A 21554-nucleotide genomic window follows, 5' to 3' on the forward strand; every position below is an offset into this window, starting at 1 on the left:
ACTGTGCAGCGCAGGGCGCCCGGCGGGCGACGCCGCGCCCGCGCCCTCCCGTTGGGCGGGGGCGGGCGCGGGGTCGGTCACCCCATCCAGGGCTTCCACACGTTCTCGTTGCGCTCCACCCACTTCTTCGCCGCCTGCTGCGGGGACAGCTTCTCCTCGGCGATCATCAGGGACACCTCGTTCTGCTGCTCCTTGGTCCAGCGGAACCTCTTCAGGAAGCCGGCCGCCTTTCCGTCCGACTCCGCGAAGCGCGTGTTCAGGTACTTCTGCAGCGGCGTGTCCGGGTAGGCGCAGGCCACCTTCTGCGGATCGTCCGCGCACCCCTCGGTGTACTCGGGGAGCTTCACCTCGGTCATCGGGACACGCTCGAAGAGCCACTGCGGCTCGTACCAGTACGTAAGGAAGGGCTTGTGCTCCTTGGCGAACTGCTTGATCTGGGTGATCTGGGCCGCCTCGGAGCCGGCGAAGACCACTTCGAAGTCCAGGCCCAGGTTCTTCACCAGTGCCTTGTCGTTCGTGATGTAGGACGGGGAGCCGTCCATCAGCTGGCCCTTGCCGCGGCTCTCGGGGGTGCGCAGCTGGTCGGCGTACTTGTCGAGGTTCTTCCAGTCGGTGACGTCGGGATGGGCCTCGGCGAAGTACGTGGGGACGAACCAGCCGATGTGGCCCGTCACTCCCAGATCCCCGCCGGGGGTGATGGTCCGCTTGTCCTTTACGTACCGCTTCTCCTGCTCGGGGTGGCCCCAGTCCTCCAGGATCGCGTCGACGCGGCCCTGGCTGAGGGCGTCCCAGGCGGGAACCTCGTCGACCTGGACGGTGTCCACTCGGTAGCCGAGCTCGTGTTCGAGGAGGTAGGAGGCGACGGCGGTGTTCGCCTGGGCGCCGACCCACGACTGGACGGAGAGGGTGACGGTCTTCGCTCCCTGTGCGGCGGCGTACGGGGAGGACTGGCGGGTCATGTCGGCGGCCCCGCAGCCGGTGAGGACGGCGAGTCCGGTCGCGGCGGCGAGTACGGCCGCGGCGCGCCGGCGGTCGAGGCCCCGGTGGTGTGCGTCGCGCATGTCAGGCCTCCTTCGTGGGCTGGGTGAGGCGGTCGAGCAGCAGGCCGAGGCAGACGATCGCGGCGCCGGCCACCAGGCCGGTGGCCAGGTCGCCCTGCGCGAGGCCGAGGACGACGTCGTAGCCGAGCGCACCGCCGCCGACCAGACCGCCGATGATGACGACGGCGAGGACCAGCACCACGGCCTGGTTGACGGCCAGCAGCAACGCCGGCCGGGCCAGGGGCAGTTGGACCTGCCGCAGTAGCTGTGAGCGGGTGGCTCCGAGCGAGCGGGCGGATTCCACTACGGTCGCGTCCACCTCGCGCAGGCCCTGGACGGTGATCCGGACGACGGCCGGGAGCGCGTACACCACGGCGGCCGCGGCGGCCGGTGCGCGGCCGACGCCGAACAGCGCGACCACGGGGATGAGGTAGACGAACTGCGGCAGGGTCTGGCACACGTCGAGGACGGGCCGCAGCAGTCGTTCGGCGCGGGCGCTGCGGGCGGCACCCACGGCGATCGCGAAGCCCAGTACGAGCGTGACCGCCACGGCGGCCAGGACCTGGGAGAGCGTGTCCAGGGAGGCTTCCCACACGCCGAGCATTCCGACGGCGCCCAGGGCGAGCACCGCGGTGAGCGCGGTGCGCCAGGTGCCCGCGAGCAGGGCGAGCGCGCAGGCCGCCAGCAGGAGCAGCCACCAGGGAGCGGCCTGGAGCCCGCTGCGCAGCGGGTCGAGGATCCAGCCTGTGAAGCGCGCGGCCCAGTCGGCGGTGCCGCCGACCACGGGTACGCCGGAGTAGAGGTGGTCGGTCATCCAGGCGACGGCCGAGTTCACCGGATCGGCCAGGGATACGGTCCAGGACTCGGGCCACAGGGAGCTGCCGGCGATGCGGCCGGCGACGGCGGCGGCAACCGCCGAGAGGAGGGTGAGCAGGCGGCCGTACCAGCCGGAGAACACACGGCGGAGCAGGTGCTGTTCGCGGGCGCGTACGGGGGCGGCGCCGATCCGGCGACCGGCGGCGTCGGCGGTGCGGTCCAGCACCACGGCGAGCAGCACGATCGGGATGCCGGCGGCCAGGGCGGCGCCGACGTCCACGGAGGCGAGGGCCTGGTAGACGCGGTCGCCGAGGCCACCCGCGCCGATCACGGAGGCGATGACGGCCATGGACAGGCCCGTCATGATGGCCTGGTTGACGCCGAGCAGGAGCTGCAGGCGCGCGAGCGGGAGCCGGGCGGTCAGCAGGCGTTGCCGTCCGGTGGCGCCGAGCGAGGCCGCGGCTTCCATGACGCCAGGGTCGGCGTCGCGCAGGCCGAGGGCGGTGAGCCGGGCCATGGGCGGGGCCGCGTAGACGACGGTGGCGAGGACGGCCGCGGGCACGCCGATGCCGAAGACCAGCACCATCGGCAGCAGGTACGCGAAGGCGGGCAGGATCTGCATGGTGTCGAGTACGGGGCGCAGGACGCGGTCGGCGCGCGGGGAGAGCCCCGCGGCGAGGCCGAGCAGGGCGCCGAGGACGACGGAGGCGGCGACGGCGACAACCATCAGCGCGAGGGTCTGCATGGTCGGTACCCACATGCCGAGCAGTCCGCAGGCGGCGAAAGCGGCGGCGCAGGTCAGGGCGAGCCGGATGCCGGCGAGGCGCCAGGCGACCAGGGCGGCCAGGGCGGTGACCCCGGTCCAGCCGGCGGCGAGCAGGAGCACGTACACGGCGCGGACGGACACCACGACGGCGTTGCTGACGTGGCCGAAGAAATAGAGGAACAGCGGGTGGCTGTCGCGGTGGTCGATGATCCAGTCACCGGCGCGGCCGAGCGGGCCGGACAGGTCGACCGCCAGGGCCGCGGGCCAGCTGCCGGCGCCCGGGAAGGCCACGGCGAGCGGGATCAGCAGGGCGACGGCGAGGCCCATCGGGAGGAGGACCCCGCGGCGCGCGGCGAGGGCGGCCAGGGGGCCGCGGGGGCGGTCCTGCCGAGCGGACTCGCTGCGGGAGGGACGCGGGCCGGCGGGCCGTTCGGAGGACTGCGGGGCTTCCGAAGGGGCGGCGGTGCGGGGGTCGGGCGGGGTGCGGATCGGGGTCGCGGTCATGCGCACCACCTCCGGGCATCGGGGACGGGGGCCGTGGGACGGGCCGGGCAGGTCATGCAGCCACCCCCCGTCCGGTGGTGGCCGGGAGCCCGGCCACGACGGCGAGCAGCCCCGCGTCGTCCACGACGCCCAGGCAGCGGCCGCGGTCGACGACGCGGGCCGAGCCACCGCTGCGGGCGACGGCCTGGATGGCCTCGACCACGGTGGTGGCGGGGTGGAGCGCGGGTCCCTGTTCGGCCTCGTCGGCAGTGGCGGGGCGCATCGCGGTGCGGACGGTGAGCACCTGTTCGCGGGGGACGTCGCGGACGAAGTCCCGTACGTACTCGTCGGCGGGCGAGCCGACGATCTCCTCGGGCGTGCCGAGCTGCACGATGCGGCCGTCGCGCATCAGCGCGATCCGGTCGCCCAGGCGCAGGGCCTCGGCGAGGTCGTGGGTGATGAAGACCATGGTGCGGCCCTCTTCGTGGTGGAGCCGGGCGACCTCCTCCTGCATCTCGCGGCGGATGAGGGGGTCGAGTGCGCTGAACGGCTCGTCGAACAGGAGTACTTCGGGGTCGGCGGCGAGGGCGCGGGCGAGACCGACGCGCTGCTGCTGGCCGCCCGAGAGCTGGCCGGGGCGCCGGTCCTCAAGTCCTTCGAGGCCGACCTTGGCGACGAGCTCGGCGGCTTTGCGCCGGCGGTCACCGCGTCCGACGCCCTGGATCTCCAGTCCGTACGCCACGTTGTCGATGACGGTGCGGTGCGGGAGCAGGCCGAAGTGCTGGAAGACCATGGCCGTGCGGTGGCGGCGCAGGGCGCGCAGCTGGGTGGCGTCCATGGCGAGGACGTCCTCACCGTCGATGGACAGGCTTCCGGCGGTGGGCTCGATGAGCCGGGTGAGGCAGCGTACGAGGGTGGACTTACCGGAGCCGGACAGGCCCATCACGACGAAGACCTCGCCCTTGCGGACGTCGAAGGTGACGTCGCGGACGGCCGCCGTGCAACCGGTGCGCTCGCGCAGTTCGGTGGCGGACAGGTCGGCGTCGGCGGAGCCGGGTACCTTCGCGGCGGCCTTGTCGGGCCCGAAGACCTTCCAGAGGCCGTCCACCGAGAAGACCGGGGACTCGGCGGGGTCGGTGACGGGCGCGGCGGGGGTGATGGTGTTCATCGGGTACCACCGTCCCGGGCGAGCAGTTCGGCTGCCTTTTCGCCGACCATGAGCACTCCGATCATCGGGTTGACCGCGGGCATCGTCGGGAAGACGGAGGCGTCCGCGATGCGGATGCCTTCGAGCCCGCGGATCTTCAGGTCCGGGCCCACGACGGCCCCGGGGTCGTCGTCGGCGCCCATCCGGCAGGTGCCGGCCGGGTGGTAGACGGTGTGCGCGACGGAGCGGGCGTAGGCGCTCAGCTCCTCGTCGCCGGTGATCTCCGGGCCGGGGCACACCTCTCGCTTGAGCCAGCCGGCCAGGGGCTGGGTCGCGGCGATCTGCCGCGCGAGCTTGATGCCGTCCACCAGGGTCCGGCCGTCGTAGTCGTCCTCGTCCGTGAAGTAGCGGAAGTCCAGGGCCGGTTTCACCTCGGGGTCCGCGCTGGTCAGGTAGAGGCGGCCGCGGCTGCGGGGTTTGGGGATGTTGGGGGTCATCGACACGCCGTGGGCGGGGCGTTCGTAGCCGATGCGCTCAGGGTTGTCGGTGAAGGGGACCTGGTAGAAGTGGAACATCAGGTCGGGCCCCACGGAGTCGGGATCGCGCCGGACGAACAGCCCCGCGTCGCTGTCCATCGCGGAGTTCTCCGGTATCGGGCCGTCGGTCTCCCAGACGATCACCGACTCGGGGTGGTCGAGCAGGTTCTCCCCGACCCCGGGCAGGTCGTGCACCGGCGGGATGCCGAGGGCTTCCAGGTCCGCGCGCGGGCCGATGCCCGAGTGCAGCAGCAGCCGTGGGGTGTCCACGGCGCCGGCGCACACCAGCACCTCGCGGCGTGCGGTGACCAGGGATTCCGTGCCGTCCGAGGCGCGTACGCGGACTCCGCACGCGCGGGTGCCGTCGAGTTCCAGGCGGTGGGCCCAGGTCTCCAGGAGGATCCGGAGGTTGGGGCGTTCGTCCATGACGGGGTGGAGGTAGGCCACCGACGCGGAGGAGCGCTTGTTGTCCTCGGGGTGGTAGGCGAGGTCGAAGAAGCCGGCGCCCTCGTGGAAGGGCTTTCGGTTGAAGCCCTCGACGCGCGGGACGCCCAGGGCGCTCTGCGCGGAGTCGACGAAGTCGCGCGCGATGGCGTTGCGGTCCTTCTCGGCCACCGGGACGATGTTGTTGAGGAGCCTGTCGAAGTACGGGTCCATGGCGGCCGCGTGCCAGCCCTCGGCTCCGGACTCCGCCCACTCGTCCCAGTCGGACGGGAGCGGCTTGAAGGCGATCAGGGTGTTGTGCGAGGAGCAGCCGCCGAGGACGCGGGCGCGGCTGTGGCGGATGTGCGAGTTGCCGCGGGGCTGCTCGGTGGTGGGGTAGTCGTAGTCGAGCTCGCCGCCCAGCAGGCCCATCCAGCGGCGCAGGGTGAGCACCTCGGGACGGTCGACGTCACTGGGGCCGCCCTCGATGACGGCGACGGTGACGTCCGGGTCCTCGGTCAGGCGGGAGGCGATCACCGAGCCGGCGGTGCCGCCGCCGACGATGACGTAGTCGTACTCCTGATCCGTGGGGGTGCGGGTGGGCGTGTGGGTGGGGCTGTGCGTGGGGGTGGTCATGCTCTGCTCCTCCTTCAGCCCGCGAACCAGCGCACGGGGCGCGGGGCGAGGTTCTGGTACACGTGCTTGGTCTCGCGGTACTCGGCCAGGCCCGACGGGCCCAGTTCGCGCCCGATGCCGGACTTGCCGAAGCCGCCCCACTCCGCCTGCGGGAGGTAGGGGTGGAAGTCGTTGATCCAGACGGTGCCGTGGCGCAGCCGGCCGGCCACGCGGCGGCCGCGGCCCGGGTCGGAGGTCCACACCGCGCCGGCGAGGCCGAACTCGGTGTCGTTGGCGAGCGAGACGGCCTCCGCCTCGGTACGGAAGGTCTCGACGGTCAGGACCGGCCCGAAGACCTCCTCCCGTACGACGCGCATCCCGCGGTGGCAGCGGTCCAGCACGGTCGGCCGGTAGAAGTAGCCGGGCCCGTCGGGGCGTTCGCCGCCGGAGCGGAGTACGGCTCCCTCGGCGAGGGCGGAGGCCACGTACTCCTCGGTGCGTTCGCGCTGGGCGGCGGACACCAGCGGTCCGCACTCCACGGCCGGGTCGGTGCCGCGGCCGAGGCGGATCCGGTCGGCCCGGCGGGCGAGTTCGGCGACGAAGCGCTCGGCGACGCTCTCCTCGACGATGAGGCGGGAGCCGGCGGAGCAGACCTGGCCGCTGTGCATGAAGGCGGCGTTGAGAGCCTGGTCGACGGCGGTGTCGAAGCCTTCCTCGGTGGCGCAGGCGTCGGCGAAGACGACGTTGGGGTTCTTGCCGCCGAGTTCGAGGGCGACCTTCTTGACGGAGTCGGCGGCCGCGCGCATCACCTTCGTACCGCTGGTGAGACCGCCGGTGAAGGAGACGAGGTCGACGTCGGGGTGGGCGGCGAGGCGCGCGCCGACGGGGTCGCCGGGGCCGGTGACCAGGTTCGCGACGCCGGCCGGCAGTCCGGCCTCCGCCAGCAGGCCGATGAGGGCCACCGTGGACAGCGGGGTGATCTCGCTGGGCTTGAGCACGAAGGTGTTGCCCGCGGCGAGGGCGGGGGCGATCTTCCAGGAGGCCTGGAGGAGCGGGTAGTTCCACGGGGTGATCAGGGCGCAGACCCCGACGGGCTCGTGGACGACGACGCTGTGGACGTCGGGGGTGCCGGCGTCGACCACGCGGCCCGCGCTCTCGCCGGCGACGAGGTCGGCGAAGTAGCGGAAGGCGTCTGCGACGCAGTCCACGTCGACACGGCCCTCTTCGAGGGTCTTGCCCGCGTCGCGGCTCTCCAGCAGCCCGAGGCGTTCGCGGTCGCGGTGGAGCAGGTCGGCGGTGCGGCGCAGCAGTGCGGCCCGCTCCAGGACGGGGGTCTGGGGCCACTCCCCGCCGTCGAAGGCCGCGCGGGCGGCACTGACGGCCGCGTCGGTGTCCGCGATGCCGCCCTCGGCGACGACGGCGAGGACCGTGGCGTCCGCCGGGTCGAGGACCTCTCGGGTGGCTCCTGATACCGCGGAACGCCAGGTCCCTGCGATGTGGATGGTCGTCTGCTCGGACACGACTCGGTGTACCTCCGATTTCGGCACCGCGGCATACCCGCAGTGGTGTTGCTTGTGCCCGCTTGCCCCGGTCCATGGAAGCTATGTCCCATCCGTCACTGGAAGTGACGGGAGTCACTCCCCGTCACTTCGAGGAGGTGCGGGGTGGATCGGGGGCATATCGGATGCCCCCGGAGGGCACCGGGACGGCTCGTCGTGGGCAGGCGGCGCTGCGCAGGGCGAGCGGGTCGCCCGCACCGGCACTCCTCACTCAGACCGGCTCAGGCCAGGTGCGCGATGGGGTTGGGTGACGGAGGGGCCGTTCTGGTGGGATCGGCGGCCGCATACGCAAAGACGCTCGGCTGGGAAGTCCGGGCCGAGCGTGCGCGTGCGCCTGGTGCCGCTGGTGGTTTAGTACCAGTGGTTGTTCTGCCAGAACGTCCAGGCGCCGGAGGGGCTGCCGTAGCGGGAGTTCATGTAGTCCAGGCCCCACTTGATCTGGGTGGCCGGGTTGGTCTTCCAGTCCGAGCCCGCCGAGGCCATCTTCGAGGCCGGCAGGGCCTGGACCAGGCCGTACGCGCCGGAAGCGGAGTTCGTGGCGGTGTAGTCCCAGCCGGACTCGTGGGAAACGATGTTGTTGAAGGCGGCGAACTGCGCCGGGTCCTTGATCATCTGCTGGGCGATCGCCTTGGCACTCATCGGGGCGGCCTGCGCCGGGACGGCGGCAAGCATGGAACCGGCGACGCCCAGGGCGAGGACGGTACCCGCGAGGGTGTTCTTGGAGGCGGCGATGCGGCGGATGACGGCGTTGGACACGGATTGACCTTCCGAAGGGGACAAGGGCGGTCGCAGGCATGCCGAAGACATGCGTGAGCCACTCACGCGGAGGAGAGGGGTTCGTCGGCGGGAGCGGGAGACCGGGGGGAATCCGGGTGTGAAACCGGGGGAGTCTCCGTCCGCCCTGCGACTCATGCAGTTCTACGGGGGTTGCGGGGGGCCTGGCAAAGACCCCGCTTACTAATGGCCCTCGCAGGCAGGGCGGAACGGCCCCCGCCGGTCGAGTCGGTATCGGGGCAGGTGGCAGGCGGTGTGAGAGGGCGGGTAGGGGCCGCTTAAGGACTACTATCCCGGTTCGTATGCGACCTGGATCCTGTGGGGCGGGTCACCGCAGAAGGGGCCAGATCTCACCCTCCGTGTGCGCCCGTATCTCTTTGAGGGAAAGGTTTGCGGCCGGATCCGCCCCCGGATCGAAGCAAGCGGGCGCGTCGAAAGCGGCTGAAGGACAAGGCCCAACGGATCCTGGACCAGAGCAAGAAGGAGAGCGACCGGGGCAGCGGGGGCATCGACCCCATGTGACCGCTCCACGCATCTACCGGCCGGCGGCTGCCCATGCGATCTTCTGTGAGTGAGGGAGCGCCGGCCGGTGTTTTGCGTCCAAGTGCTCACCGTACGACCGGTGGTGACGAGCGAGTCATGGCCGGGCGACGGCGGCAAGCCGTGCACACGGCGACACGCTGATCACCGAAGCCAAGGAAGCAGGCCTCATCGTCCACCTTGGCCTTGGTTGAGTTCCGCGACGATCGAGGCGGGTGTGTGTCCGCTGCCGTCGGACAGGCGGTGGAAGTCGACGGAGACGAAGTTCGGGGTGCGGCCCCCGCTGGCGGTCCGGCACTGCTCCGTGATGCGGTTCCTGAGCTTGGCCCCGTTGTCCAGGGACGCGGTGAGGACCGTGGGCACGTTGCGGTGGTGGCTCATCGTGAACAGCCGCCGGAATCCGGGTTCCTGTCGGTCCAGGGGCACGTCGGGCCAGCGGGTGACGCACGCGAGGTCGTCGCCCAGGTCGCCGAGGCTCCAGTAGTTGCTCACGGTCCAGGACTTGTCGTACATGACGCCCAAGTGCTCGCGGTCGGACCGGTCCGAGAAGACGATCAGGCGCTTGCCGGTGGCGACGAGGTCGGCCACCTTCGGCCAGCCCTGCTGCCGTACGCCCCACTCGTCGGGCCGGAACAGCAGCGGGTCGATCCCGCGGACCCTGCCGAGTGACTGGCGGAGTTGCTCGGCGCTGACGTAGTCCTCGAGGAATACGGTCACCACCTCCTGTGGATGGGAGGTCAGGAAGTCGACCACTGTCTGCATGGTGCCGTGGAAGGACTGCCTCGGGAGCGCGTACGTGGCTCCGGCGAAGGTCTTGCATTCGCCGTGGCACAGGTAGACGTCGCTCGGGTAGCAGTCGCTGCCGAAGCTGATGACGCACAACCAGGTGCTGCGCTCGTACCAGTGCGTGTCCAGGCTCAGGGCGCGGACCCCGCCCTCGAGTTGCGCGCGCACCGACTCGGACTGGTTCACCGAACTCCATCGGGAGTCCTCGTAGTTGGTGAAGGAGTTGTGGGTGGTCAGGAAGGAGGCCTCGTCGAGGCGGCGGTCGCCCCAGCGGGCGGCGGCCTCGCCCGCCGCCCGCTGGGGGGCGGGGGAGGGGGGTGGAGGGGCCGCGGCGGCGCCCGGTGCGCAGAGGAGGGCCAGAAGGAAGAGGCACACCAAGAGGCGGAGCCCTCTTCTTCGCGCCGATGAGGTGCCGGGCCGCAGGAGGGGCGCGCCACCCTTGAAAGTCGTGTCCATGTCAAACATGGCCGGGAGGGTACCGTGCCCGGCGAGGACATGCCTCCCCTCGGGCGGCATCGGCCGAATCCGGCCGCCGTGCGGACTGCGGCACGCGTCGGCAGGGAGGACGCGTTCTCGGCGTTGCGCGTGTAGTCGATGGTCGGCCCCCCTCCGCTTCGGCGGGGAGGCCCCCCCGGGAGTACAGGGGGTGGCGGTGTCCTTCCACGATGCGGCGAACCCGTGATGTCCGAACTGGACTCGGAAGGCCTCGCGCCCTTCATCCGGTCGAGGCGGGAGGGCGTTGAGCCGGGTGTGCTCGCCGACGAAGAGGGTCTGGGTCATCTCGATGCCCATGGTGTGGGGCCCCATGCGGGCGCATGCGGGTGGCTTCTCCTGTCGGCTGCCGTGCCTGCTCGTGGGCCTGGTGAGGCCGTACTTCATTGCGGCGTACCGCGGGACCTGCGGAGTTTCCCGGCGCGCATGTGCCGATACCTACCTGAAACACAGCCGTGCGGTGCTCGAAGCGGGGCCCTGATCGGCTGGAAGTGTGCCGGCGTGAATCTGTGGCGGTACCCGATCCCCGGTGTACGTGATGCCGGGAGGCCGTTGCCGTGCTGAGCACTTCGAACCGTACCGGGCCCACTGTCGAGGTGGGGTCCGGCGCCGGGCCACGGGGCGCCGAAGGGGCGCGTGGGCGCCGTGGCGCCAGGGGCCGACGAGGGTGGCTGGTCGCCGCCGCGCTGTGCGGGGCCCTGGTCATGGCGCTGCACGCCCACGTCCCGAACGGGTTCGGGAACCTCGGCAGTTTGTTCCAGACGTTCCTGCCCTGGGCCGGGCTGAGCGTCCCCGCGCTGCTGGCGCTGGCGGCGGTGAGACGTTCACGGCTCGCGGCGGTCGCCGTACTGGCGCCCGCGGTCGTCTGGGTCTCCCTCTTCGGCGGGATGCTCACCGACAAGCGCGCCGCGGGCGGGGACCTCACCGTGGTCAGCCACAACGTAGACGAGGAGAACCCCGACCCCCTGCGCACCGCGCGGGCCCTCGCCGGGTCGGGCGCGGACGTGCTCGCGCTGGAGGAGCTGTCCACGAAGGCGACGCCCGTGTACGAGCGCGAGCTGGCCGCCCGCTACCCGTACCACTCGGTGCACTTGGGCGTCGGGCTGTGGAGCAAGTACCCGCTGCACGGCGTGGAGCCGGTGCCGATCATGCCCTGGACACGCGCCGTACGGGCCACGGTCGACACCCCGAGCGGGCCCGTCGCCGTGTTCGCCGCCCACCTCGCCTCGGTACGGGTGACCCCGAGCGCCGGTTTCACCACCGCGCGCCGCAACGAGTCGGCCGGGAAGCTGGCCGAGGCCGTACGGGCCGAGGTGCTGCCGCGGGTCATCGTGATGGGCGACTTCAACGGGACGGCCGAGGACTCGGCACTGGGGCCGGTGACCGCACCGCTCCGCTCTGCGCAGCGGGAGGCCGGGGCCGGGTTCGGCTTCACCTGGCCCGCCTCGTTCCCGATGGTCCGCATCGACCAGATCCTGGTGAAAGGGGTGAGCCCGGTCTCCTCGTGGACCCTGCCGGCCACCGGCAGCGACCATCTCCCCGTCGCCGCCTCCCTCCGGCTGTGACCGGCGCCGCACGGTCCAGGCACTGACTACGATGGGCGGAACGTATGTCCGTGTATGAGCAAGTAGGTGGCGTGTTGGAAACCCGGGTCCCCGACCCCGTCAGCGTCCTCGTCGTCGAGGACGACGCCACCATCCGCCGCGCTGTGCAGCTGTCCCTGGAGCGCTACGGCTACCAGGTCGCGGTGGCCGCGGACGGACTCGGCGGCCTGGAGGCGTTCCGGGCCGGCGGGCACGATCTGCTGATCCTGGATGTGATGCTGCCGGAACTGGACGGCATCGGGCTGTGCCGGCGGATCCGCGAGGAGAGCCTGGTCCCCGTCCTGATGATGTCCGCGCGCGGTGACGCCCTGGACGTGGTCGCGGGGCTGGAGGCGGGCGCGGACGACTATGTCGTCAAACCCGTCGACACCGCTGTCCTCGTCGCCCGCATCCGTACGCTGCTGCGCCGCGCGACCTTCCGGCCGGCCGAGCCCGAGGCGGGTTCGGCGGAGTCGGAGGCCCCCTCCGCTGACGCCCAAGCTCCGGCGAAGGCCGTCGGGGTACTGTCCTTCGGCGACCTGACCGTCGACACGCTCGGCCTGGAGGTGCGCCGGGGCGGGCGGGCCGTCCCGCTGACCCCCACCGAACTGCGCCTGCTGCTGGAGTTCGCCGCTTCTCCCGGCGCCGTGCTGGACCGCCGCAGGCTGCTGCGCGACGTCTGGGACTACGGCTGGGAGGGCGACACCCGGGTCGTGGACCTGTGCGTGCTGCGGCTGCGCAAGAAGATCGGCGCCGACCGGATCGAGACCGTCCGCGGCTTCGGCTACAAGCTCGTCCGCACCTGAGGGGCCGGTCGGCACATGGCATTCCTCAACCCGCGCGCCCTGCGCTGGAAGATCGCCGCGCTGACCGCGGCCGCCTGCTGCGCGGTGGCCGCGGTGATCGGCGTACTCGTCCACCAGGCGATGGCCGAACGCGGCGAGCGCACCGGCAACGACCGCATCGCAGCCCGGATGGCCGCCGCGGAACGCGAGTACACCCGCACGGGCACGGCGCCGCTCGAGGTCGAGGTCCTGACACCGGGGCAACTCGCCGAGCCGCTCGCGAGGGCGCTGGCCGCCAAGGACAACAACGGCCTGTACGCGATCTGGTACGACCGCAAACCCCCCAACTGGTACTGGCTGTGGGCGGCCATGCCCGTTGAGGGTGATCGGGTGCTGGTCGCCCGGACGGACATGAGCGCCGAGGTGCGCGGCCTCCAGCTCCTGGACCGCAGCATCGTCAAGGCCGTGCTCGCCGCCCTCCTGGTCGTCGTGCCGCTCGCCGCCCTGGCCACCGAGCCGATGAACCGCAGGCTGCGCCGTGGCTCCCGTACCGCCCGGGCCATCGCCGCCGGCGACCTCGACGCCCGGATCGGCCCCGGCGGCCGGGCCCGGGACGAGATCACCGAGATGTCGGCCGCCATGGACGAGATGGCCGCGGCCCTGCAGTTGAAACTGGAGGGCGAGCGGCGTTTCACGGCGGACGTCGCGCACGAACTGCGCACCCCGCTGATGGGCCTCTCCACCGCCGCCGGGCTCCTTCCGGAGGACGACGAGGTGGCCGGACTCGTACGGGACCGGGCCCGGGCCCTGAACGGGCTGGTCGAGGACCTCCTGGAGATCTCCCGGCTCGACGCCGGGGCCGAACAGGCCCGGACCGACGTGGTGCCGCTGGGCGAGCTGGTCGCCGATGTCGTCCGCCGTACGCAGACGCCGACCGTCGTCACGGTCGGGGCCGCCCACGTAGTCGAGACCGACCCGCGCAGGGTGGAACGGATCGTGGTCAACCTCGTGACCAACGCGCACCGCCACGGAGCGGCCCCCGTCGAGGTCACCGTCACGGGCGCACGGATGGTCGTAAGGGACCACGGTTCGGGGTTTCCCGCCGCGCTGCTCGACGAGGGCCCGCAGCGTTTCCGTACGGGATCGGCCGAGCGGGGCCGCGGGCACGGTCTCGGGCTCACCATCGCGCTCGGGCAAGCCGGCGTCCTCGGGGCCCGGTTGACGTTCGCGAACGCCCCGGACGGGGGCGCGGTCGCCACCCTCGACCTGGCTCCCGGACCGGACTGAAACAGGACCGCAACAGGACCTCATGGCGGCGGAAGCAGGGTCGCACCGGTCCGGAAGCACGTCTCCTCGAAGGTGAATTCGGGTGCGGGAACCGCACTCGTTCCTTTCTGGAGGTGCCCCCCATGTCCGCCACCCGCCGCCGCTCCGGCTTGCGCAGGTCGCTCGCCCTCTCGCTGTCCGCCGCCGTCCTGGTGACCGGTGCGGGCACCTGGTACGCCTTCGGAGGCGACGAGCACTCCAGCCCGAGGGCTGCCCTCGTGACTTCCCTGGCCATGTCGATGGACCTGCCGTGGCCGACGGAAGGCCAGGCGAGCGCGGAGGTCGAGGGGATCGGCAGCCTCGGCACCAAGGGCGAGCAGACGCCGGTACCGATCGCCAGCGTCACCAAGGTCATGACCGCCTACGTGATCCTCGCCGGCCACCCGATGCCCGGCGACGCACCCGGCGCAAAGGTGATCGCCGACCAGCAGGCGGCCGACGAGTCCTACTCCTCGGTCGAGTCGACCGCCCCCGTCGTCGCGGGGCGCGAATACACCCAGCGCCAGCTGCTGGAACTCTTGATGCTGCCCTCCGGCAACAACGTCGCCAGGCTCCTGGCCCGCTGGGACGCGGGCGGCCAGGAAGAGTTCGCCCAGAAGATGAACAAGGCCGCCGCGGCACTCGGCATGGACCGCACCACCTACACCGGGGCCTCCGGTATCGAGTCCAGCACGAAGAGCACAGCGGCCGATCAGCTGAAGCTGGCCCGCGCCGTCATGAAGAACGAGGCCTTCCGTCAGATCGTGGCCACGCCCGCCGTTACGGCCCCCGGCGTCGGCGTGCAGATACACAACAGCAACAAGCTCCTCGGGCAGGACGGGGTCATCGGGTTGAAGACCGGCTCCTCCACCCCGGCCGGCGGCAACCTCATGTGGGCCGCCACCCAGGAGGTGGCGGGCGTCCCCCGCCTCATCCTCGGAGTCGTCCTCCACCAGCGGGCCGACACCAACCCCACCGCCGGCATGGCCGCCGCCTTCGACTCCAGCCGCACCCTGATCACCGCCATCCGCGCCGCCCTCCCACAGGCCCTCGCCGCACAGACTCCGCAGACCTGACCTGACCTGACGCAGCCGCAGCAGGACTGGGTGGAGCGACCCATAGGCTGGCCCTATGTCTGACACGCTGAGTTCCGATAAGACCGCGTCCGCGTTGCGGACATCTGCGCGGGTCTCTGCCGAGTTGCTGCTGGTCCTTGTGGCGGCTGCGGTGGCGTTGTGGATCCTGGGCCGGATGTGGTCGGTGGTCTGGCCGCTGATAGTCGCCCTGTTCCTCACCACTCTGACGTGGCCCCTCGCCGCCTTCCTCCGGCGGCACGGATGGCGCCCCGCCCTGGCCGCGTCATCGGTGACCGTGCTGTTCCTCGTGGCCGCAACGGGAGTCGTGGCGCTGATCGCAGTGCCGGTGGCATCGCAATCCGGCCAGTTGGGCGACGGCGTGGTCAAGGGTGTCCAGCAGCTGCGCGAGTGGGCTGCGGGGCCGCCGCTGAACATCGGTGACGCTCAGATCGCAGGGGCGTTCGACGCAGCAGTCGAGCGGGTCCAGAACAGCGTCGGCAGTGCGGTCTCCACCGTCGTCACGGGGGTGAGCACCGTCTTCAGCGGCCTGGTCACCGCCGTCTTGGCGCTCTTCCTCATGTTCTTCTTCCTCAAGGACGGCCCGCGGTTCCTGCCGTGGCTCGCCCGGCAGCTTCCCGGCCGGCTCGCCACCGACGTTCCCGTCGTCGCCGCGCGCGGCTGGGAGACCCTCGGTTCGTTCGTACGCTCCCAGGCGTTCGTCGGCTTGCTCGATGCCGTCTTCATCGGGCTGGGGCTGTGGATCGTCGGTGTTCCGCTGGTGTTGCCGCTGGCGGTGCTGACCTTCGTGTCCGCGTTCGTGCCGATCGTGGGTGCCTTGTTCGCCGGCCTCGTCGCGGTGCTCATCGCGCTGGTCTCGAACGGGCTGACGGACGCGCTGATCGTGCTGGCGATCATCGTCGTGGTCCAGCAGTTGGAAGGCAACGTGTTCCAGCCGATGATCCAAAGCCGCGGTCTCGGGCTTCACGCCGCGGTGATCCTGCTGGCGGTGACGCTGGGTGCCAGCCTGGCCGGAGTGGTCGGCAGCCTGCTGGCAGTGCCGGCGGCGGCACTGATCGCGGTGGTCTGGAGCTATCTGCGCGAGCAGCTCGTCGAGCCCTCGCCCGGTACGGAGACCGACCGCTCGACCACCGCGGCCACTCCCTCGTAGCGCCCCGGGTCGCTGCCGCCTCGGCGTCCGGCAGCAACCCGGCCGGCCCGTCGGCAGCGGCGGCCGCGCCGCAAGTGCGCCGACGCCACCGCGAGGTGCGGGGGAGCCCGGTAGCGGGGAGGATGGCGCTGTGTCCGTGCCGAGGAACGACGAGCGTCTGCGCCGCTACTGGGACGAGCACGCCCGCTCCTATGACCGGCAGATGCGGTTCTTCGACCGCACCCTGTTCGGCGAGAGTCGCGCCTGGGTCTGTTCCCAGGCCACCGGCGAGGTGCTGGAGGTCGCCATCGGTACCGGCCTGAACCTTCCCCTCTACCCTCCCGGCGTCCAGCTGACCGGCATCGAGTGGAGTCCGCAGATGCTGGCCCTCGCCCGTCGTCGTGCCGACGGCTTGGGCCTGATCGCCGACCTGAGGGAAGGCGACGCTCAAGCCCTGCCGTTCCCGGACGCGTCCTTCGACAGCGTGGTGTGCACGCTGGCCCTGTGCGCGATCCCCGACGAGCAGCGTGCGATCGCGGAGATGAGCCGTGTGCTCAAGCCCGGCGGCAGGCTCCTCCTGCTGGATCACGTCCCCAGCTCCGCCTGGCCGCTTCGCGCGATCCAGTGGCTCGTCGAACTCCTCACCGTTCCGCTCGGCGGGGAGCACCTCCTGCGCCGGCCACTCCGGGGCGTCCAGGGGGTGGGCCTGGAGGTCGAGCAGCACGACCGGTTCAAGCTCGGTGTCGTCGAACGCCTCGCCGCCCGCAAGCCCGCCCCCCGGACCTGAGCGCACGTGACGGCGAGCCGGTATGGGGGCTCCTGGCCTGCCTGCTTACGCCGGTCCTGGCGATGCTTCCTCGGTCTTGAAGGTGCGGAATCCGCGGCGGTGGTAGTTGGGCAGGGCGTTCGGATGGTCGGCCGATGAGGTGTGCAGCCATACCCTGCGTACGTCAGGTCCCAGCCTCCAGCCCTGCTCGACCGCAAGGGTCAGGTATCGGTCCCCGCGCCGGCTTCGGCCGGGTCGTGGTCGTAGCAGACGACGCCCGCGGTCTCGTCGGCCATGGTCAGCAGCCGGAACGTCCGGCCCGGGCGCTCGGCGAACCCCACGGCTGGGACCTGCTGGGCTCGTTGCGGCGGCCTGAGGCGTTCGCGCGCGAGCGCTTCCTTTCTATCAGGCGTCGAAGCGGCGGCGTGAGGCCTCGATGTGACCGAAGTACCGGTGCGTCCACTCGCAGAGTCCGTCGATCGTGGCCCGCAGGGCTTGGCCCGGCTCGGTGAGGGTGTACTCGACCCGCGGCGGCACGACGGGGTGCACGGTGCGCTCGAGCAGTCCGTACCGCTCCAGCATCCGCAGGTTCTGGGTCAGCATCTTGTGGCTGATGCCCTCGACCTCGTCGCGAAGCGTGCTGAAGCGCAGGGTCTGCTCTCCTAGGGCTTCGATGATCAGGAGCGCCCACTTGTTGGCGACGTCCGAGAAGATCTCCCGCCCCAACGAGTCCGCCCGCCGAAGGTCCGCGTCGTCGGGCGAGCCCGTGGCCTGCTTGGTCACCATCGGGTTCCCCAGTCACTGGAAAGTGCGTTCTTCCATGCGAGAGGTCACTCTCCTACGGTTTCTGAGTAACCACAAGAGAGCGTGGGCGTCGTGACTCGATGGCATTGAGTTCCCCGCCGGTGCCCCTGTACATGGAGGCAGACATCATGGCCATCACCCTCGTGAACCCCAAGGGACTACCGGAGATCGACGCCTACCGGCAGGTGTCGATTGGGACCGGGTCGAAGATCGTCTTCATCGCGGGGCAGGTCGCCTGGCGCGCCGACGGCGTCACGGTGGGTGAAGACGACCTCGCCGCGCAGGTCGAGCAGTGCTACCTCAACGTAAGCACGGCCCTGGCCGAGGTCGGGGCCTCCTTCGACGACGTGGCGAAGCTGACCGTCTACGTCGTCGACTGGACCCCCGACAAAATGCCCCTGCTGATGGAGGGGATCAGCCGGGCGGCCCGGAAGCTGGGCGCCGCACCGGTCCCGCCGGCCTCGTTGCTGGGCGTCGCGGCACTGGACGTACCCGAGCACCTGGTGGAGGTCGAAGCCACCGCCGTCCTCGACTGAGCACGTGCTTGGCGCCGTGGCTCGGCTCGTGAGCTCGGCCGGCCGGGTGATCCGTGCTCCGTCCGCGTCAGACGGCAGCGGCCGCCGCCATGGCCGGGCAGCGGCTGCCGGCCGCGGTGTCACCGATGGATTCGAAGACCTGGGCCGCCTGCGGAGCAGCGCCAACGGCCGACTGTGTGCGGCGACGCTCGGCGCCATCCCCGAGCCCGGCGAGCGTCGATTCCTTGTCCCATGTGGAACGCTCGCCCAGCATCCCGGTCAGCAGTTCCGTGGACTCCGGCAACGGCAGGGGCCCCAGGGCGAGCTCGCGAACCCCCTCCAGGCCCGCCGGCAACCGCCGTGTAGTGATCAGTGCCCTGCTCGCGCCCCCTCCCGGCAGCAGCGGGCGCACCTGCTCCTCCGAGGCGGCATTGTCGAGCACGACCAGGACGCGCTTGTCCCTCAGGCGGAGCCGGTGATGAGCCCCACCACACCGATGCCCGGGGAGATCAGGCGTCCACCAGCTCGGTCAGCCAGACCTGTTCCTCGCCACGGCCGGTGAAGTCCCCGACAGGTCACGGCAGTTCGCACAGGCCATTTCGATCAAGCGTGAGCCGACGAGGCCGGGAGCGTGGCGAGTTCGCCCAGAACGCGGGCCGCCGGCGCGGGGGCGACCAGCCACTGCAGGTGGCTGCCCGGGAGTGTGCGGACGTCGTACGGGTTGTCGGGCGTCAGCTCGTTGCCCTCGCGGATCAGCCGGTCCTGAAGGGCAGGAGGCAGGCTCGTGTCGTCGGCCAGGCGGATGTAGGTCTTGGGGATGCGGCCCCAGGTCGCGGCCTGCGCCCGGTCGGCGGGGCCGCCGACGTCGAGGTTCTCGTCCGGCTGGAAGGTGTTCAGGACGGTGTGGAATTGCTCGTCGGTGCCGTCCGCGAGGAAGGCCGCCTTGAACGCCACGAGCGCGTCCGGGTTCGCGGTGCGGAAGTTGACGCGGAGCAGACCGAGGTTGGCGGGGTTTCCCGCCAGCGCCGAAGCGAAGGCGGCGGGGTCGACCGTGGCCATCTCCGGCTCGGCGTAGTAGTCGCTGACGTCGAGCCGGACCGGGCACCAGGCCGAGACGTAGACGATGCGGTCCATCAGATCGGGTCGTGCGTTGGCCGCGGCCGTGACCGTGATGCCACCCCGGCTGTGGGCGACGAGGATGACGGGGCCGTTCCGCTTGGCCCGTTCGAGGATCCCGATGAGGTGCGCGACGTTGTCGGCGAGCGTGACGCCTTTGATCGAGCCGGGTGCGGTGGCGAGCCCTTCGGGATCCTGCGGTGACTGGTAGGCGCGGGTGAAGGTGGCCTGGAACCCGTGGCCGGGCAGGTCGACGGCGACCGAACGGTGTCCGAGGAGGCCGAGTTCGGCCTGGAGGGGTGCGAAGGAGAAGGAGTTCGCGAAGGCTCCGTGTACGAGTACGAAGGTCGGTTGCATCTGTGTCGTCACTTTCCGGCCGCCGCGCTTCGGCGGCGGCCAAGGGGCCGGTCCTGGGGATCCGGGATCGAGGAATGGATCGGCGGCAGTCCCATGAGGTCAGACCGCTGTTCGGCGCAGGACCAAGCAGAGGAAGCCGAAGCTGTCCCGGTACCCGTGCAGCCAATCCGAACGCGCGGCGGTGGCCGTCTCCAGTACCTGCGCGGCGGCCGGATCGGCAGGGTGGTCCAGGGCCCACGCGGCCAGCGAGCCCCAGCAGGCCCACTCGTAGGAGTCCAGCTCGCTGCGGGTACTGACGTGGCCGTGGACGGGGGTCCATCCGTCGGCGACGACGCTGTCCACCGTGGTCGCCAGGTCGGCGAGGTCACCGAACATCTCGACGGCCTCGGGTGAAGGCGCGCGGTCCCAGTACGACTCACCGATCAGAACGCGGCCGCCGGGAGCCAGGTGCTTGCGGGCCGCTGCGAGGGTGGGGAGGAGACCGCCGAAGGCATGCGTGGCGCCGACACTGATCACCAGGTCGTACGGCTGGGGAGAGGCGAAGTCCGCGGCCTCCTGCCGGTGGAGGACCAGCCGGTCCGCGACTCCGAGTTCGCTTGCGGCCTGGCGGGCACGCGTCAGGGAGACTTCGGAGACGTCGACGCCCTCGGCGTGCAGGTGCGGGCGTGTCGCCAGGGCGCGCAGGAGCCACTCCGCCGTGCCGCATCCGAGGTCGAGCACGCGCTCGTCGCCTCGCGGGAGGCCGCGTTCGAGCAGCCGGCCGACCGACTCGTCGGCGAGCGGAGACTTGATCGGGTGGTCGGCGTGGGCGATCGCGGAGATCTGTTCGCGGCTCATCGAATCGGTGTGCTCCTTATCGAGGATCAGCTTGGCGGCCACCGCCGTACCGTCGGTGCGGACCGTGGCGGCGACGGCCTTCGCCCGTGCTGCGGTCTCCGGGGCCAGGGCGGTCCCGAGTGCGGCCGAAAGGGACTCGAAGGTCGGGATGGGGCCGCCGTGCGCCGTGCCGATGCCCAGCTCGGCCACACGGGCGGCCCAGTGCGGCTGGTCCACGAACTGGGGTACCACCACCTGGGGTGCACCGGCCCGGGCGGCGGTGGTCGTGGTGCCCGCGCCGCCGTGGTGCACGACCGCCGCGACCCGACGGAACAGGGACTGGTGGTTGACGTCGCCGACGGCGAAGCAGTCGTCCGCGTCGTCCACGAGGCCCAGGTCGGCCCAGCCGCGGGAGACGAGGACGCGCCGGCCCTGCGCGCGGGCCGCTTCGACGGTTGTCCGGGCGATATCGGAGGCCGTTCCCATGGGCATGCTGCCGAAGCCGACGTACACCGGCGGGGTGCCGGCGTCCAGGAACGCCTCCAGATCGGCGGGCAGGGGGCGTTCGTCGGGCAGGATCCACGCTCCGGTCTGTATGACGTCGAGGTTCGTCAGCTGCTGCCAGGGGCCCAGGACCGGGTCCACCGCCAGCCACGGCCGTTCGGTGAACACGTGGTCGCGGACGTTGTCCACCGGAGCGAGGCCGATCGCCTCGCGGTGGGCGTTGAGGGGCTCGAGATAGAGGGCGTTGACCTTCCGGACGTCCAGGTCCCACAGGGCCTGGTTGTCGGTCATGCCGGGCGGAGCCGGCGGTCCCGGCCGCGGCGACGGCCGGTAGTGCTCGGAGGGCATCTCGAACGGGTGGAAGCCGGCGTACACGTAGCGGATGCCCAGCTTCTCGGCCACCGAGCGGGCGCCGGCCGGCATGAGACCGCTCGCCACGAGCACGTCGCAGCCCTCGGCCGCCTTGCCGACCGTCTCGAAGTGCGCGGCGACCAGCTCGGCCGCGAACGCGGCCGCGTCCGACGGCGGCGCTCCCGTCCGCAGCGCGCGCACGTCCCGCCCGAAGGGCACCACTTCGGCGCCGACACCGGCCAGCAGCTCCGCGAACTCCTCGTCCGGCGGTGCGCACACGCGGACCTCCGCGCCCAGACTCCGCAGCTCAGCGGCCAGTCCGGCCAGCGGGGCGATGTCGCCGCGGGATCCGTATGCCATCAACAGCACTCGCATGTCGTCATTCCCATTTCTGTGGATGCCGGTCTCGGCCGGCCGTAGTGCGGCAGAACTCGGTGTTCCGGGGGCGCGCC

The 21554-nt window shown here is 71.5% G+C and carries 19 protein-coding genes and 1 pseudogene; 8 read left to right on the forward strand and 12 right to left on the reverse strand.

The window, feature by feature from the left end; all coding sequences use genetic code 11:
- Window positions 1-77: 77 nt before the first annotated feature.
- From ACFRU2_RS07655 to ACFRU2_RS07680, 6 genes are all read right to left on the reverse strand, one after another.
- Complete coding sequence (locus ACFRU2_RS07655) at window positions 78-1061, reverse strand: ABC transporter substrate-binding protein (RefSeq protein ID WP_382968907.1); 984 nt, start codon at window positions 1059-1061, stop codon at window positions 78-80.
- A gap of 1 nt (window position 1062) precedes the next feature.
- Window positions 1063-2949, reverse strand: coding sequence for an ABC transporter permease subunit (locus ACFRU2_RS07660; RefSeq protein ID WP_382969607.1), 1887 nt, complete (start codon window positions 2947-2949; stop codon window positions 1063-1065).
- 229 nt (window positions 2950-3178) lie between these two features.
- The gene (locus tag ACFRU2_RS07665) at window positions 3179-4273 is read right to left on the reverse strand and encodes a glycine betaine/L-proline ABC transporter ATP-binding protein (RefSeq protein WP_382968910.1); all 1095 of its coding nucleotides are present in this window, start codon (window positions 4271-4273) and stop codon (window positions 3179-3181) included.
- Window positions 4270-5847 (reverse strand): GMC family oxidoreductase, encoded by a 1578-nt coding sequence (locus ACFRU2_RS07670; protein WP_382968913.1) that lies wholly within the window; start codon window positions 5845-5847, stop codon window positions 4270-4272. Before ACFRU2_RS07670 ends, ACFRU2_RS07665 begins: the two co-directional genes overlap by 4 nt.
- A 14-nt stretch (window positions 5848-5861) precedes the next feature.
- A complete protein-coding gene (locus ACFRU2_RS07675) occupies window positions 5862-7346 on the reverse strand; it encodes an aldehyde dehydrogenase family protein (RefSeq protein WP_382968916.1) in 1485 nt (494 codons plus the stop codon).
- 390 nt (window positions 7347-7736) lie between these two features.
- A complete protein-coding gene (locus ACFRU2_RS07680) occupies window positions 7737-8192 on the reverse strand; it encodes a transglycosylase SLT domain-containing protein (RefSeq protein ID WP_382968918.1) in 456 nt (151 codons plus the stop codon).
- Window positions 8193-8549: 357 nt separating this feature from the next.
- Here ACFRU2_RS07680 and ACFRU2_RS07685 point away from each other — a divergent pair, with 357 nt between their 5' ends.
- Window positions 8550-8681: a DUF6381 family protein gene (locus ACFRU2_RS07685; RefSeq protein WP_382968921.1), complete on the forward strand. Its 132-nt coding sequence runs from the start codon at window positions 8550-8552 to the stop codon at window positions 8679-8681.
- A 186-nt stretch (window positions 8682-8867) separates the two neighbouring features.
- Here ACFRU2_RS07685 and ACFRU2_RS07690 read toward each other — a convergent pair whose 3' ends face one another.
- Window positions 8868-9950 (reverse strand): PI-PLC domain-containing protein, encoded by a 1083-nt coding sequence (locus ACFRU2_RS07690; RefSeq protein WP_382968922.1) that lies wholly within the window; start codon window positions 9948-9950, stop codon window positions 8868-8870.
- Window positions 9951-10648: 698 nt separating this feature from the next.
- On the opposite strand from ACFRU2_RS07690, the gene ACFRU2_RS07695 reads away from it, so the two are divergent.
- From ACFRU2_RS07695 to ACFRU2_RS07720, 6 genes are all read left to right on the forward strand, one after another.
- Window positions 10649-11542 (forward strand): endonuclease/exonuclease/phosphatase family protein, encoded by an 894-nt coding sequence (locus tag ACFRU2_RS07695; RefSeq protein WP_382969610.1) that lies wholly within the window; start codon window positions 10649-10651, stop codon window positions 11540-11542.
- A gap of 44 nt (window positions 11543-11586) precedes the next feature.
- A complete protein-coding gene (gene cseB, locus ACFRU2_RS07700; RefSeq protein ID WP_382968925.1) occupies window positions 11587-12366 on the forward strand; it encodes a two-component system response regulator CseB in 780 nt (259 codons plus the stop codon).
- A gap of 15 nt (window positions 12367-12381) precedes the next feature.
- Window positions 12382-13632, forward strand: a complete 1251-nt coding sequence (locus tag ACFRU2_RS07705; RefSeq protein ID WP_382968928.1) for a sensor histidine kinase — start codon at window positions 12382-12384, stop codon at window positions 13630-13632.
- Window positions 13633-13754: 122 nt separating this feature from the next.
- The gene (locus tag ACFRU2_RS07710) at window positions 13755-14726 is read left to right on the forward strand and encodes a D-alanyl-D-alanine carboxypeptidase family protein (RefSeq protein ID WP_382968931.1); all 972 of its coding nucleotides are present in this window, start codon (window positions 13755-13757) and stop codon (window positions 14724-14726) included.
- Window positions 14727-14781: 55 nt separating this feature from the next.
- Entirely contained in the window at window positions 14782-15894 is a 1113-nt protein-coding gene (locus ACFRU2_RS07715; protein ID WP_382968933.1) for an AI-2E family transporter, read from the forward strand.
- 130 nt (window positions 15895-16024) lie between these two features.
- Window positions 16025-16660, forward strand: coding sequence for a class I SAM-dependent methyltransferase (locus ACFRU2_RS07720; RefSeq protein WP_382968935.1), 636 nt, complete (start codon window positions 16025-16027; stop codon window positions 16658-16660).
- A 384-nt stretch (window positions 16661-17044) separates the two neighbouring features.
- On the opposite strand, the gene ACFRU2_RS07725 is transcribed toward ACFRU2_RS07720, so the two are convergent.
- Window positions 17045-17425: a winged helix-turn-helix transcriptional regulator gene (locus ACFRU2_RS07725; RefSeq protein WP_382968938.1), complete on the reverse strand. Its 381-nt coding sequence runs from the start codon at window positions 17423-17425 to the stop codon at window positions 17045-17047.
- Window positions 17426-17571: 146 nt separating this feature from the next.
- Between ACFRU2_RS07725 and ACFRU2_RS07730 the strand changes: the two genes are divergently transcribed.
- Window positions 17572-17979, forward strand: a complete 408-nt coding sequence (locus ACFRU2_RS07730; protein WP_382968940.1) for a RidA family protein — start codon at window positions 17572-17574, stop codon at window positions 17977-17979.
- A gap of 67 nt (window positions 17980-18046) precedes the next feature.
- Here ACFRU2_RS07730 and ACFRU2_RS07735 read toward each other — a convergent pair whose 3' ends face one another.
- The 4 genes and pseudogenes from ACFRU2_RS07735 to ACFRU2_RS07750 all read right to left on the reverse strand — a co-directional run.
- Window positions 18047-18400 (reverse strand): hypothetical protein, encoded by a 354-nt coding sequence (locus ACFRU2_RS07735; RefSeq protein WP_382968942.1) that lies wholly within the window; start codon window positions 18398-18400, stop codon window positions 18047-18049.
- A 161-nt stretch (window positions 18401-18561) separates the two neighbouring features.
- On the reverse strand, window positions 18562-19431 hold the full coding sequence (locus ACFRU2_RS07740; protein WP_382968945.1) for an alpha/beta fold hydrolase: 870 nt from the start codon (window positions 19429-19431) through the stop codon (window positions 18562-18564).
- A 99-nt stretch (window positions 19432-19530) separates the two neighbouring features.
- A complete protein-coding gene (locus ACFRU2_RS07745; protein WP_382969613.1) occupies window positions 19531-20268 on the reverse strand; it encodes an SAM-dependent methyltransferase in 738 nt (245 codons plus the stop codon).
- Window positions 20269-20286: 18 nt separating this feature from the next.
- Window positions 20287-21477, reverse strand: a pseudogene (locus ACFRU2_RS07750) (glycosyltransferase); the annotation flags it as partial.
- Between the last annotated feature and the right edge of the window lie 77 nt (window positions 21478-21554).

The organism is Streptomyces sp. NPDC056883 (assembly GCF_042788835.1).
In the GTDB taxonomy this organism is placed as follows: domain Bacteria; phylum Actinomycetota; class Actinomycetes; order Streptomycetales; family Streptomycetaceae; genus Streptomyces; species Streptomyces stoeckheimensis.

Bases quoted from the DNA above. Each gene is read 5' to 3' on its own strand.
- ACFRU2_RS07655 (WP_382968907.1), bottom strand. From the start codon at position 1,061: ATGCGCGACGCACACCACCGGGGCCTCGACCGCCGGCGCGCCGCGGCC.
- ACFRU2_RS07660 (WP_382969607.1), bottom strand. From the start codon at position 2,949: ATGGGCCTCGCCGTCGCCCTGCTGATCCCGCTCGCCGTGGCCTTCCCG.
- ACFRU2_RS07665 (WP_382968910.1), bottom strand. From the start codon at position 4,273: ATGAACACCATCACCCCCGCCGCGCCCGTCACCGACCCCGCCGAGTCC.
- ACFRU2_RS07670 (WP_382968913.1), bottom strand. From the start codon at position 5,847: ATGACCACCCCCACGCACAGCCCCACCCACACGCCCACCCGCACCCCC.
- ACFRU2_RS07680 (WP_382968918.1), bottom strand. From the start codon at position 8,192: ATGTCTTCGGCATGCCTGCGACCGCCCTTGTCCCCTTCGGAAGGTCAA.
- ACFRU2_RS07690 (WP_382968922.1), bottom strand. From the start codon at position 9,950: ATGTTTGACATGGACACGACTTTCAAGGGTGGCGCGCCCCTCCTGCGG.
- cseB (WP_382968925.1), top strand. From the start codon at position 11,587: ATGTCCGTGTATGAGCAAGTAGGTGGCGTGTTGGAAACCCGGGTCCCC.
- ACFRU2_RS07705 (WP_382968928.1), top strand. From the start codon at position 12,382: ATGGCATTCCTCAACCCGCGCGCCCTGCGCTGGAAGATCGCCGCGCTG.
- ACFRU2_RS07710 (WP_382968931.1), top strand. From the start codon at position 13,755: ATGTCCGCCACCCGCCGCCGCTCCGGCTTGCGCAGGTCGCTCGCCCTC.
- ACFRU2_RS07715 (WP_382968933.1), top strand. From the start codon at position 14,782: ATGTCTGACACGCTGAGTTCCGATAAGACCGCGTCCGCGTTGCGGACA.
- ACFRU2_RS07725 (WP_382968938.1), bottom strand. From the start codon at position 17,425: ATGGTGACCAAGCAGGCCACGGGCTCGCCCGACGACGCGGACCTTCGG.
- ACFRU2_RS07730 (WP_382968940.1), top strand. From the start codon at position 17,572: ATGGCCATCACCCTCGTGAACCCCAAGGGACTACCGGAGATCGACGCC.
- ACFRU2_RS07740 (WP_382968945.1), bottom strand. From the start codon at position 19,431: ATGCAACCGACCTTCGTACTCGTACACGGAGCCTTCGCGAACTCCTTC.
- ACFRU2_RS07745 (WP_382969613.1), bottom strand. From the start codon at position 20,268: ATGAGCCGCGAACAGATCTCCGCGATCGCCCACGCCGACCACCCGATC.